A 306-nucleotide genomic window follows, 5' to 3' on the forward strand; every position below is an offset into this window, starting at 1 on the left:
TACTTGTCCGGAATCGCCCGACCATGGGTTCGCGGCAAAAAACATCCTCGCCGGGCTTCAATCAGCTCCTTTGGGTTTGGTGGCAGCAATTTTCACCTGACACTGGAGGAATATGTTGGCTCGGGCGGCAGACCAGACAGGTATCGTATTGCACCGAGTGAACTTCATCTGTACGCGGCTGACAGCGCCGAAGAATTGGCAGAGACGATCCGTTCGAACCTGAAAAACTGTAAGAAGATCAACGCTTTTTCTCATAGCGCTCTTGAAAGCCAACGTTCCTTTGATGCAACAAAACCGCATCGTGCG

Annotated in this window: 1 protein-coding gene; it reads left to right on the forward strand. The window is 51.6% G+C overall.

The genetic code is table 11. The annotated features are described in order from the left end of the window. Positions 1 to 306: hypothetical protein (locus tag ACFWW2_RS23865; protein ID WP_393932630.1), on the forward strand; the 306-nt coding region annotated here is incomplete at both ends.

Origin of the sequence: Yoonia sp. R2-816 (assembly GCF_046762905.1) — a bacterium.
GTDB lineage: Bacteria > Pseudomonadota > Alphaproteobacteria > Rhodobacterales > Rhodobacteraceae > Yoonia.